The sequence below is a fragment of the Streptomyces sp. NWU339 genome (genome assembly GCF_003143855.1).
Classification (GTDB): Bacteria; Actinomycetota; Actinomycetes; order Streptomycetales; family Streptomycetaceae; genus Streptomyces.
Genome location: NZ_QFRK01000060.1, coordinates 33,977 through 44,817 on the forward strand (window position 1 = coordinate 33,977; position 10,841 = coordinate 44,817).

General features: G+C 70.1%; 10 protein-coding genes and 4 pseudogenes. 8 read left to right on the plus strand and 6 right to left on the minus strand.

Annotated features, from left to right (window positions below):
• The first annotated feature begins 124 nt into the window (after nt 1–124).
• From DIZ27_RS38100 to DIZ27_RS38120, 5 genes and pseudogenes are all read left to right on the plus strand, one after another.
• Nucleotides 125–1,461, plus strand: a pseudogene (locus tag DIZ27_RS38100) (NtaA/DmoA family FMN-dependent monooxygenase).
• Nucleotides 1,458–2,495, plus strand: a complete 1,038-nt coding sequence (locus DIZ27_RS38105; RefSeq protein ID WP_109382956.1) for an LLM class flavin-dependent oxidoreductase — start codon at nt 1,458–1,460, stop codon at nt 2,493–2,495. The pseudogene DIZ27_RS38100 and the gene DIZ27_RS38105 overlap by 4 nt, the downstream one beginning before the upstream one ends.
• Before the next feature lie 677 nt (nt 2,496–3,172).
• Nucleotides 3,173–3,346 (plus strand): annotated as a pseudogene (locus DIZ27_RS38110) (oxidoreductase); the annotation flags it as partial.
• Nucleotides 3,347–3,600: 254 nt separating this feature from the next.
• Nucleotides 3,601–4,305 (plus strand): RNA polymerase sigma factor, encoded by a 705-nt coding sequence (locus DIZ27_RS38115; protein WP_109382958.1) that lies wholly within the window; start codon nt 3,601–3,603, stop codon nt 4,303–4,305.
• Nucleotides 4,302–5,396: a CU044_5270 family protein gene (locus DIZ27_RS38120; protein ID WP_109382959.1), complete on the plus strand. Its 1,095-nt coding sequence runs from the start codon at nt 4,302–4,304 to the stop codon at nt 5,394–5,396. The genes DIZ27_RS38115 and DIZ27_RS38120 overlap by 4 nt, the downstream gene beginning before the upstream one ends.
• 51 nt (nt 5,397–5,447) lie before the next feature.
• Here the strand turns inward: DIZ27_RS38120 and DIZ27_RS38125 are convergent, their stop codons facing one another.
• The 4 genes and pseudogenes from DIZ27_RS38125 to DIZ27_RS38140 all read right to left on the minus strand — a co-directional run bounded on the left by DIZ27_RS38125 (nt 5,448) and on the right by DIZ27_RS38140 (nt 7,491).
• Complete coding sequence (locus DIZ27_RS38125) at nt 5,448–5,753, minus strand: hypothetical protein (protein ID WP_109382960.1); 306 nt, start codon at nt 5,751–5,753, stop codon at nt 5,448–5,450.
• Nucleotides 5,754–6,082: 329 nt separating this feature from the next.
• Nucleotides 6,083–6,175: pseudogene (locus DIZ27_RS38130) on the minus strand (helicase); the annotation flags it as partial.
• 77 nt (nt 6,176–6,252) lie between these two features.
• Nucleotides 6,253–6,543 (minus strand): annotated as a pseudogene (locus DIZ27_RS38135) (DDE-type integrase/transposase/recombinase); the annotation flags it as partial.
• A 60-nt stretch (nt 6,544–6,603) separates the two neighbouring features.
• Nucleotides 6,604–7,491 carry a PP2C family protein-serine/threonine phosphatase gene (locus tag DIZ27_RS38140; protein ID WP_258308743.1) on the minus strand — a complete coding sequence of 296 codons (888 nt, stop codon included), beginning with the start codon at nt 7,489–7,491 and terminating at the stop codon, nt 6,604–6,606.
• A gap of 277 nt (nt 7,492–7,768) precedes the next feature.
• Here DIZ27_RS38140 and DIZ27_RS38145 point away from each other — a divergent pair, with 277 nt between their 5' ends.
• Nucleotides 7,769–7,993, plus strand: coding sequence for a hypothetical protein (locus DIZ27_RS38145; protein ID WP_109382963.1), 225 nt, complete (start codon nt 7,769–7,771; stop codon nt 7,991–7,993).
• Between the two features lie 132 nt (nt 7,994–8,125).
• Here DIZ27_RS38145 and DIZ27_RS38150 read toward each other — a convergent pair whose 3' ends face one another.
• On the minus strand, nt 8,126–8,884 hold the full coding sequence (locus DIZ27_RS38150; RefSeq protein ID WP_258308744.1) for an IS6 family transposase: 759 nt from the start codon (nt 8,882–8,884) through the stop codon (nt 8,126–8,128).
• Between the two features lie 36 nt (nt 8,885–8,920).
• Between DIZ27_RS38150 and DIZ27_RS38155 the strand changes: the two genes are divergently transcribed.
• Nucleotides 8,921–9,445, plus strand: coding sequence for a hypothetical protein (locus DIZ27_RS38155; protein ID WP_109382964.1), 525 nt, complete (start codon nt 8,921–8,923; stop codon nt 9,443–9,445).
• Between the two features lie 267 nt (nt 9,446–9,712).
• Nucleotides 9,713–10,504 (plus strand): IS5 family transposase, encoded by a 792-nt coding sequence (locus DIZ27_RS38160; RefSeq protein ID WP_109382969.1) that lies wholly within the window; start codon nt 9,713–9,715, stop codon nt 10,502–10,504.
• Here DIZ27_RS38160 and DIZ27_RS38165 read toward each other — a convergent pair.
• Nucleotides 10,461–10,841, minus strand: a 381-nt coding sequence (locus DIZ27_RS38165) for a hypothetical protein (protein WP_258308745.1), incomplete at its 5' end; no start/stop codon positions are given. The two genes, DIZ27_RS38160 and DIZ27_RS38165, sit on opposite strands and share 44 nt — an antisense overlap.

Sequence of the window (10,841 nt, forward strand, 5' to 3'; positions counted from 1 at the left end):
TGAGCCTTGACGTACCGGAGGCTACCTCCGTATCGTCCCGAGCGGAAGTGGATGCTACCTCCGCTTATGAGTGCGGGGCGACGGCATCCCACATCGCTAGGGATTCGACATGCACAAACCACAGATGCACCTGACCGTCCAGCTCATCGGCGGTACGGGCATCGAACAGGGCGCCTGGCGCTGGCCCGGGGACCAAGCGAACGCCTTCATCGACGTCGACGCCCTCGTCCGGGCGGCCCGGACCGCCGAACGGGGCAAGCTCGACGCGATCTTCTTCGCCGACACCCCCGCCGTCACGGTGGACCTGGCGACGAGTTCACCGCAGGCGGCCCTCGACCCGGTCGTCGTGCTGACCGCCCTCGCCCGGGAGACCGAGCGCATCGGGCTGGTCGCCACCGCGTCCACGACGTTCAACCACGCCTACACCGTGGCCCGCCAGTTCCGTGCCCTGGACCTGGTCAGCGGCGGCCGGATCGGCTGGAACGCCGTCACCACCTCGCACCCCGCCGCCGCACTGAACTTCGGCGCCGAGATCCCCGACCGGGCCGAACGCTACGCGCACGCCGAGGAGTTCATCGCCTCCGTGATGGCGCTGTGGGGCAGCTGGCCCGAGGGCGCGCTGCTGCTGGACACCCAGAACGGGCGCTTCGCCGACGCCGAACGGATCCGACCGGTGATGGCGCGCGGACGGCGCATGTTCTCGCGCGGCCCGTTGGGTCTGCCACCGTCCCCCAGGGACAGCCCGTCGTCTTCCAGGCCGGCGGCGGGCCCAACGGCCTGGCCCTCGCCGGTGCCTACGCGAACGCCGTCTACAACAACCCCTTCGACCTCTCCTCCGCCACCGCCCACTGGCAGGCGGTCCGGCGAGCCGCCGAGGCGTACGGCCGGAACCCGGACCACATGACGGTCTTCAACGGCATCGTCACCTCGGTCGCCTCCACCGAGCGCGAGGCGCTCCAACGGCGCCGGGAGCTGGACGAACTCGGCGACCTGCCGTCCAAGGTGGCCTACCTCGGCACCCAGATCGGCGTCCCGCTGAGCATGGACGACCTGGACAAGCCGGTCCACGAGGAGCTGCTGCGCGACGCCCGCGCCCACCCCGGCGATCCGCGCGCGCCGCTGGCCCTGCGCCTGGCGAAGGAGGGCTGGACGGTGCGCGACATCATCGCCCACGGGCCCATTCAGTACCACCCGGTGGCCCTGGGCACCCCCGAGCAGGTCGCCGACATGCTGCAGCACTGGTTCGAGGCCGGCATCGGCAACGGCTTCACCATCTCCCCCGACGCCGCCGACGGCGTGGCGGACTTCGTCGACCACGTGGTGCCGATCCTGCAGAAGCGCGGCGTGTTCCGCACCGAGTACGAAGGCACCACCCTGCGCGACCACCTGGGCATCCCCCACCAGAACGGGCTGGCCGCGAACCATCCGGCCCTACGCAGCGCCAAGGAGCCCCAGGCATGAAGCTCTCCCTCGTCGAACTCGGCACGGTCACCCCCGGCACGGACAAGACCACCGCTCTTCGGTCGGCCCTCGACGCGGCCCGCCAGGCCGAGGAGCTCGGCTACCACCGCATCTGGTACACCGAACACCACGGCACCCCCGGATTCGCCTCTCACGCACCGGAGTTGCTCATCGCCCTGGCTGCGCGTGAGACGAGCCGGATACGCGTCGGCTCGGGCGCAGTGCTGCTGAACCACTACAGCCCCTTCAAGGTCGCCGAGACCTTCCTGCAACTCGAAGCCCTCAGCCCCGGCAGGATCGACCTCGGACTCGGACGCGCCACCACCGGACCCGTGATCGACCTGGCGCTGCGCCGGGACCGCACCGCACGGCTTGTGGACGACTTCGACGGGCAGGTCCAGGAGATCCTGGCCTACCTGCACGGCGCCTTCCCCGAAGACCACCCCTTCGCGCAGATCGACCTCACGGCGGGCGTGGCCACCCGGCCCGACGTGTGGCTCCTGGGCTCCTCCGGCAGCAGCGCGCGCCTGGCCGGACGGCTCGGCCTGGGCTATGCGTTCGCCGCCTTCATCAATCCCGCGCGGGGCGAGCAGGCTCTGCTGGGGCATCGTCACGCCTTCACCCCCACCGCGTTCGGGAGTACCGACCACCGCGCGATGCTCGCCGTCAACGTCGTCGTCGCGGACACCGACGCCGAGGCCCGGCGCCTCGTCTGGCCCACACGTGCCCTCTACGCCCGCCTCGGACGTATGGGGTCGTCCGCGACCGTCCCGACCGTGGCCGAGGCCGAACGGGAACTGAGCAAGGCGGAGAAGGACGCGCCGACGGTCATCCACGGCGGCCACTGGCCGCGCCAGCTGGCGGGCAGCCCCGACACGGTGCGCGAGCAGCTCCAGCTGATGGCCGCCGCCACAGGCGCCCAAGAGATCATGGTGCAGGACATCATCCCCGACCCCGATGCCCGTGCGAAGTCCCGCGCCCTGCTCGCCGACGCGCTCGGTGTCACGCCGGCCGCTGCTTCGGGCCGGGCGTGATCGCATCCGGCACGTGCGACTCAGCCGGTGATAGCTGATCGTGGGACGGCCGTGACATGAGGACGGCCGCGCGGGTTCTTCACGTGTGACCAAGAAGTGGGCCCGCCCGACCTTGCCCCACCCCGCCTCCACTGGCATCTCACGCCAACACCTCGGCGATTTGACCGAGGAGTTGACTGAGCCGTGGCGCGCTCCGCGCGAAGCGGAGCTGCACCGACGACGTGACCACGAGCGCTTGAGGGCGGCGGGCGCCGGCCCGAGTAGGAGCTGGTCTTCACCGACCGCGTCGTGACCATCCTGGTGCGATGTGTCGGGTTCGCGTCAATAGAGTGGTCGGCAGTCGCCAGCGGCTGCTTCCGCCGTCTTTTCACTGGTCACGGTGGGGGCGAGTGCCTGCCCGCTGCTGACATGAGGGCGACACGGGCAGCGGGGCTCGCTGCCACGATGCGGTATATCCCATGGTGGTTCACTGACACGAGACCGAGATATCGCATCTGTCAGAACGTCGAAACGCGAGGCGGCGGACGCCCTCTGAGAACCGCGGCCTGACCCGCCCCGGCGAACCCATGTGGTCACAGCTCCAGCCGAGCCCCCGTGGAGTGATCTGGCTCACAGCCTGTCACGGCGGCCGATGGCGCGGTGTCTTGAGGCCGGACACCTGGAAACGGAGGGGCACTATGGCGGGGAACACGCATGTGGTCGTGATCGGTGGCGGATACGCGGGCGTGATGGCCGCGAACCGGCTGACGCTGCGCGACGACGTGACCGTGACGCTGATCAACCCGCGCGCGGACTTTGTCCACCGGGTCCGCCTGCACCAGCTGGTGGGCGGGTCCCACGACGCGGTTGTGAGTGGGTGTGCTGGTAGCAGCAGGTGAGCGTCAGCAGCGTGGAGCGCTGGCTGCCTGGTGGCAGGGCGTGTATGCGGGGCGGTCTGCTGTCGTGAGGTGACCAGGTGGCTGCTGCCGTCCGGTCGCCATCGGGTTAGCTGGCTGTCGCGGAGGCGGCTACTCACAGGCCCGGATGGTGTGCTGTGCGCGGCAGACCCGACCCCACTGTGACGTGAATCACCGCAGCGCGGTCCGCCCCGAGGACAGGGAAGAGTGTGGAGACTTCACTACGCGCCCGCGTGCGAGCCGGAGATCCGGACGCTTTCAGGCAACTCTTCGACGAGCATGCGGCGGTGGTCCATCGGCACGCCGTCCGGACGACCGGCGACTGGACCCTGGCCGACGACCTCGTGTCGCTGACGTTCCTGGAGGCATGGCGGCTGCGCGAGCGGGTGCTCCCGGGCGACGACGCCGGTCTGCGCCCGTGGCTGCTGGGGATCACGACGAACGTCACGCGCAACACGGCGCGGGCGGCACGAAGACACCGGGCCGCGCTCGCCAGAGTCCCGCCCCCCGATCCGGTCCCGGACTTCGCCGAGGAGGTGGTACGGCGCCAGGCCGACGCCGAGGAACTGGCCGCCGCGCAGAGGGCGCTGAGAGGGATGCGCCGCGGGGAGCGCGAAGTGTTCGCGCTCTGCGTGTGGGAGGGGCTGGACACCGCCACGGTGGCCGAGGTCCTGGGCGTGGCCGTCGGCACCGTACGGGCCCGGCTCTCGCGTGCGAGGAAACGCCTCCGCGAGCTCACCGACCTCGAACTCGAACGCGGCGGCCGGGGAGCGGACACCGGCCGGGAATCGGGCCCCGGCCGAAGCACGGAAGCCGGCATCGGGCAGGGCGGAGTGCAACGCTCGGCCGCGGTCGGACAGATACCGGGTAGCCGCCATCAGGCGGCTCGGTCCACGCAGGAGACGAAGCGATGAACACCAACCCGCGACGACGCGATCAGCCGGCCGACCACCAGGACCTGGCCGAGCTGCTGCCCGCGCCGGGACATCCGGTGCTCGCGCAGGACCGCCACCGCGTTCTGAGGGAACACCTGATGAAGCAGTTCACCCACGAGTCCACCCATGAGCAGTCGGGTGCGGCCCCTGCCTCACCGACCAGCACATCACCCGTGTCGCCTGTCCGCCGCCCCGGCCTGCGTCTCGTCCTCGTCGCGGCGCCGCTGGCGCTGGTGGCCGTGGTGGGCCTGGGCGTGGTGGCGGTCGACAGCACCCAGGCCGGCCGGGGCGACAGCAGTGCCGCCGTCGACGTCGGTGGTGACACCCCGGCCGAACACCGTGAATCCGCTGCGGAGTTGCTGGACCGGATCGCCCTGGCGGCGGCCGACCGTCCGGCGGTCACGGTGCGCGACGACCAGTACATCTACACCAGGTCCCAGGGTTCCTCTGACGTATGGGGCGGGCCTTCGAAGCCTGTACGGGATGCCCAGGGGCGCCAAACGGGCCTGGACGATTACGAGGGAAACGTCCGCAGCGAGCAGTGGGACGCCGTGGACGGCAAAAGGGAGGGCCTGAGGCGCCTCGTCGCGCTGTCCTCGAAGGGAGAAACTGATACCTCGTGGCCGACCTCGAACATAGTCATGGGATTGGGGGGTGGCTCCCCGTCTTTCGAGGAGCTTCAAGACCTTCCCACCGACCCCGACGCGCTGCTGAAGCATCTCAAGGGCGGTCCTGGAGTACTGCAGGGCGACCGCCTGACGGAGACGGTCTTCGAGTACGTCGGAGCCATCCTCGACCAGGCGTCCTTGCTGCCCGACCTCAGCGCCGCGCTCTACCAGGCCGTGGCCAAGCTCCCGGGCGTACGCGTCGTGGAGAACGCCAAGGACGGTGCGGGCCGGACCGGCATCGGCCTCACGTACACGGACGCTGGGAACTCCATGAGTGAGAGCGGAGGCCACTGGGTCTTCGACCCGAAGAGTCTGACCTTCCTGGGAACGTCCGAGAGCGCGCTCCTGGAAGTCGGGGTCGCGGACAAGAAGGGCGAGGCGCCGACGGACAGCCCGTCCTGAGCCGGGCACAGCACAGCAGGGCGCCCGTTGCGACGGGCGCCCTCGTGCGCCTCACCCGCGCCGGTCGGCCACCGCCCACGACGTCAGCGCCACGGCGCCCGCCGCGCCGAACACGGCTGGCCAGGCGCCGACCTTCTTCGCCAGGGGGTGCGACCCGGCGAAGGCGGCGACGTAGGCGACCGACAGCGCCCCGGCGGCCTTCCCACCGGCCCGCTCCCGCCACTGCTGCGCCGCAGCGGCCCCCGCCACGGCGAGGACGACCCCGCCCAGCGGCCGCTTCCGGGTCCAGCGGGCCACGCCGTACCCGCCGACGAGTCCACTCGCCGCCAGTACCGAGCCGGGAACCTTCGCTGCGATCTCTCGGTTTGGGGCAGTGGTTGTGAGAGACAGCGGGGCTTGGGTGTGTTGTTGCTGGTCGGTGGTGGTTTAGGGACGTGGGGTTACTGTCCTGGACGTGAGAGATCCGCGGGGCATCGCTGTCGTGGGGGTGGTATCGCGTGACGGAGGACGCTGTCTTAAGTTTCGTGAGTTCTTATCCACTGGCCGGTGGGTTGTTGCTGTGCTCGGGGCGTGGATCAGGAGGAGCAGCGCCGGGTGTCAGCGGGATCGGGCAGGGACAGGACAACCCTGGCCGGCATCGGCTGCAGAGCCCGGGAGAGTACCGACGCCAGGGCCCGCCGGGGGCGTCACGCCCACTGCATGCCCAGCTCCGTGAGCGCGGCGCGTTGTTCGGGGGTGAGTTTGTCGCGGCGGGTTTTGGTGTTGGAGATCCATACGCCGGGCGTTGTCAACTTGTTGTGGGCGCTGCGGGTTTAAGGGTGCGGCCGGGGTGAGGGGGCTCCGTGCCGGTCCTGGGTCAGGCCGCTGTGGGTACGGCGACCGTGCCGGTGACCTGGTCCCAGATCGCGAAGCGGGCGGTCATCTCCAGGCGGTGTTCGGCGGCGGTCATCAGGTGGCGCCGGGGCCTGAAACGGGGCGAGATCTGACTGAACGCGGCCAGGAACCGCTGGGCTCCGCCGGCGGAACGGAAGCCCTTCATGGCCCGTTCGCGCTGCCGGGTGGGCCGGTGGCTGTTCTCGGCCCGGTTGCTCAGCCCCTGGTGCGAGCGGTGCCCGGCCGAGGGCGTCACCTCCCGGTGGGCGGCGCCGCCGGTCGTAAAGTCGCGCTCCCTGCCCACCGCGCCCGGCTGGCTCGGGACTGACCGTGCTCAGCCGTTTTCGGATGCGTTCTGCCGGCGGGTAACGGCCATGAGCGCGGCGTCGTCGCCCAGGGGCCCGCCGGTATGCCGGGCCAGATCGTCGAGGAGGTCGTCCAGAACCGCGCCGGGGCTGGACGGGAGGGGGCGGGACAGGAACGGCACGGGGTCGTAAAAGGTGCCGTTCCGGTCGCGGGCCTCCACCAGGCCGTCGGTGAACAGCACCAGGGTCGCGCCGGGCGGCAGGGGGTACCGCTCGACCGGCACCCGCGGGCGCCCCAGGTCGCCCAGCCCCAGAGGCAGAGACGGAACGGCCGGATCCAGTGGACGCGCCCGGCCCCCTTGGACAAGGAGCGGCGCGGGATGCCCCAGGTTGACCATGTGCAGCTCGCTGCCGTCGGCGGAGACAGCGACGATGACGGCGGTGGTGAAGGACTCGGCGCTTCCCTCCTCGGCCTTGAACTCCTGGGCGCGCTCCTCCAAGCAGTCGACCATGGCGGTCAGTTCGGGGAGGCGGGCGGCCTCGCGGAAGGCTCCGAGCAGTGCATTGACGGTCCGCACCGCGCCCAGCCCCTTGCCCCGCACGTCGGCGATCAGCAGCCGGACGCCGTGGGGGGTGGGGCGGATAGCGTAGAGGTCGCCGCCGATGGCGGCCTCCTTCTCGGCGGCCCGGTACCGGACGGCCACGTCCAGCGGGCCGATCCGGTCGGGAAGTGTGGGGAGCACCGCGCGCTGGACGGTCTCGGCGACCTCGCGGGCGTCCTTCAGTTGCTGCCGGTCGCGGGCCATCACCCGGTTGAGGAGCGCGGCCAGGCCGGTCAGGACGACGACGCTCGTGAACGGTACGGCGGAGAACGGTTCCGGGCGGCTCAGGACCTCCCCGATCGCCAGAGCTGTCACACCGGTGGCGATCGTGCCGACCAGGGAGTAGATGGGGGTTGACTGGCCGTCGAGGTTCGGTGTTGATCGGCGATGTTCGCGCCTGTTGGTGTCAGACGTTGATGTCAAGGATCTGTGCGGCCTTGACAAGGCACTACCTCGCACTTTCGGCGATCAGGTGGCGAGATCCCCGTACGTACTGCCGTCCCTACTGTGCGCTCATGCGGTCTGTGAGCAGCTCGCACTGTCCCGTAGTCTCGTCTCTCCACACGGGAGCAAGGATGGGGGCGTTCACTCGATGGCGAAGCCGGTACGTGCAGCACTGGGGGAGATCTGGCTTGAGTGCCTGGTCTGCCAGAGTGACGTGTTCCGAGAGCGGGGCGTCTTGCTCAACAGCACCGGGATGGAGTTCCTGAAGTTGGCCTGGGCCGACGAGAACGCTACAGGCCTGATTTGCTGGCAGTGCGGCTACGTGCACCTCTTCGTCAACAAGGACATCAAGCTCTACCCGGCAGATAAGTGACGAACGCGTATCCTTCTGGATCGCTTCGTCCAGCTTTCACCCTCACCTCCACCCACGGCGTTGTCACGTTGGTGGGGGTGCGACCGGCTGATGGCGTGTCAGGGTGTGGTGTGGCCGGGTGGCAGTTTCGGGTCAGGCCGCAGCGGGCATGGTGGCGGCCCCGGTGATCTGCTCCCAGATCACGAAGCGGACGGTCATCTCGGCGCGGTGGCCGGCGGCGGTCATCAGGTGGCGGCGGGGCCGGAAGTGAGGTGAGATGCCGCTGAACGCGGCCAGGAACCGCTGGGCCCCGCCGACGCTGCGGAAGCCTTTCATGGCGCGTTCCCGCTGCCGGGTGGGCTGATGACTGTTCTCCGCCCGGTTGTTCAGGCCCTTGTGCGAGCGGTGTTCCACCAAGGGCATGACCTCGCGGTGCGCCGCGCCGTAGGAGCGGAGCTTGTCGGTGACGACCACCCGCGGCACGGCGCGAGTCTTCTTCAGGAGCTTGCGGAAGAAGCGCCTGGCCGCGGCCTTGTTGCGCCGGTTCTGGACGAGGACGTCCAGCACGTTGCCGTCCTGGTCGACCGCGCGCCAGAGGTACTTCTGCTCGCCGTTGATCGTGAGGAAGACCTCGTCCAGGTGCCACTTATCGCCCAGCCTCGCACGCCGGCGGCGCAGCGCGTTGGCGTAGGACTGCCCGAACTTCAGACACCACCGGCGGATCGTCTCGTGGGACACGATGACGCCGCGCTCGAGCATCAATTCCTCAACCCCCCGGAAGCTGAGCGGGAAGCGGAAGTACAGCCAGACGCAGTGGGAGATGATCTCCACCGGGTACCGGTGGCCCTTGTACGACGGCGACACGGACGACACGAACGAACCCCTCCCCGGCACGATCAACTCCAAGATCATCCCAGGCCGGTCAGCTAACGTGACAACGCCTTCACCGTGGCCTTGGAGGCGGCCCGCGACACGGTCGTCCAGATCGGCCTCACGCCCTCAACCGCCTCCGACTGGCGAGTGGACCTGGTCGGGAACATCGGCGCCGCCGTCTTGGGCACCCTGATGCCGCCGCGTCGCCCGCGGGTGTTCGCGCGCGTCGTCAAATGCGGAATCTCCCGCTACCACACGTGGAACCGTGACGGCCGCCCCCTGGAGAGCACCCACGTCACGGCGCTCGACATCGCCATCCACCCACCCGCGCTGCCAACCGCCCAGACCGCCGGCAGCCCGAAGGCCCAGGGACGCACCGGCCGCTGGACGCGGATCTGCACGATCATGACGGTCGACACCGACCGGACCTGGTCGGCCCGGGATCTTGCGCGACAGCTCGACATCACCGGCCGCAAACCCATCAACAGCCTGAGCGTCGCCCTGGGCCGGTGGGCACGCCAAGGACTCCTGGAACGCACCGCCCGTGCCACATACAAACTCACACAACCCGACACCTGGACACCGGCCGCGACGCCTTAGAAGCTGTTGTCTTTTCGATCTTGAGCGGTGGTGGTCGAACGCGGGTTCCCGGTCGGGTGATCCTGCCGGGGTGAGGGCATGAAGGCAGGGCCTCCTGAACAGCTCGTGGGTGTCGAATCCATAGAGCAACAGGAGGCCCTGTTGTCACAGTCTTCCGTGCTGGTCCCGGACGAGTCCAACTCGGCTGCTCCATCGTGTGATTGCCTCGCGCACGTGTACGGCAACGCGGCCGACCGGCCCGAGCGACAGCGTCGGTACCCGACCGACATGACGGACGCGGAGTGGACCGTGGTCCGGCCGCTGCTGCCGGTGCCGGGCTGGATGCGCGGCCGCGGCGGGCAGCCGGAGGCGTACTGCCACCGGCAGATACTGGACGCGATCGGCTATCTCGTGGACAACGGAATCAAGTGGCGGGCGATGCCCGCCGACTTCCCGCCGTGGGACCGGGTGTACGCGTTCTTCCGCCGCTGGCGCGACCACGCCCTGATCCGCGAGTTCCACGACCGGCTGCGCGGGCAGGTCCGCGAGAAGGCGGGGCGGGACGCGGAGCCGAGTGCGGGTGTGATCGACTCGCAGTCCGTCAAGGCGGACGCCGTGGTCGGCGCCGACAGCCGCGGCTTCGACGGCGGCAAACTGGTCAACGGGCGCAAGCGGCATGTCGTGGTCGACACCCTCGGCCTGCTGCTGGGGGTGATGGTCACGAGCGCGGACGTCGGCGACCGCGCCGTCGCCCAGGTCCTGCTGGCGCGGGTGGCCGGCGCGCACCACCGGCTGGAGCTGGTGTGGGCCGACGGCGGCTACACCGGCAGCCTCGTCGAGCACTGCCTGGCCACGTTCGCCCTGGTCCTGGCGATCGTCAAACGCAGCGACGGCCAGAAGGGGTTCGTGGTGCTGCCCAAACGGTGGATCGTCGAACGGTGTTTCGCCCACCTGATGCAAAGCCGCCGCCTGGTCCGCGACGTCGAACGCCGCACCAGCAGCGCGGAGGCGATGGTCTACTGGTCGATGACCCTGCTCATGATCCGCCGCCTGGCCCGGCCACGCCCGTCGCGGGCGTGAACCGGCCCGGCGCCGACTCCACCGCCCAGCCACGGGCCACCAGCCGTTTCGCCTTCGACCGCAGCGCCTCCACCCGCGCCGGCACCACGTCCATGCCGAAGACGGCGGCCAGTTCCTGACAGGTCATCGGCCCCTGACCGAGCCGGGCCCGGTCCGCGAGTGTGGTGAGGATGCGCTGGTAGTCCACCGGCAGCGCCGACCAGGCCAGCCCCTCGCACCACACCGGCACCTGCGACTTCGGCGTCGCCGCATCCCCGGACACCGACCGCGCGGCCGTACCCGGCGGATCCGTGACGGCCTCCGCCCCGGCGGTGCCGCTGCCCGCCGGGGCCAGCAC

Bases quoted from the DNA above. Each gene is read 5' to 3' on its own strand.
- DIZ27_RS38120 (WP_109382959.1), top strand. From the start codon at position 4,302: ATGAACACCAACCCGCGACGACGCGATCAGCCGGCCGACCACCAGGAC.
- DIZ27_RS38145 (WP_109382963.1), top strand. From the start codon at position 7,769: ATGGCGAAGCCGGTACGTGCAGCACTGGGGGAGATCTGGCTTGAGTGC.
- DIZ27_RS38160 (WP_109382969.1), top strand. From the start codon at position 9,713: ATGACGGACGCGGAGTGGACCGTGGTCCGGCCGCTGCTGCCGGTGCCG.
- DIZ27_RS38150 (WP_258308744.1), bottom strand. From the start codon at position 8,884: ATGATCTTGGAGTTGATCGTGCCGGGGAGGGGTTCGTTCGTGTCGTCC.
- DIZ27_RS38105 (WP_109382956.1), top strand. From the start codon at position 1,458: ATGAAGCTCTCCCTCGTCGAACTCGGCACGGTCACCCCCGGCACGGAC.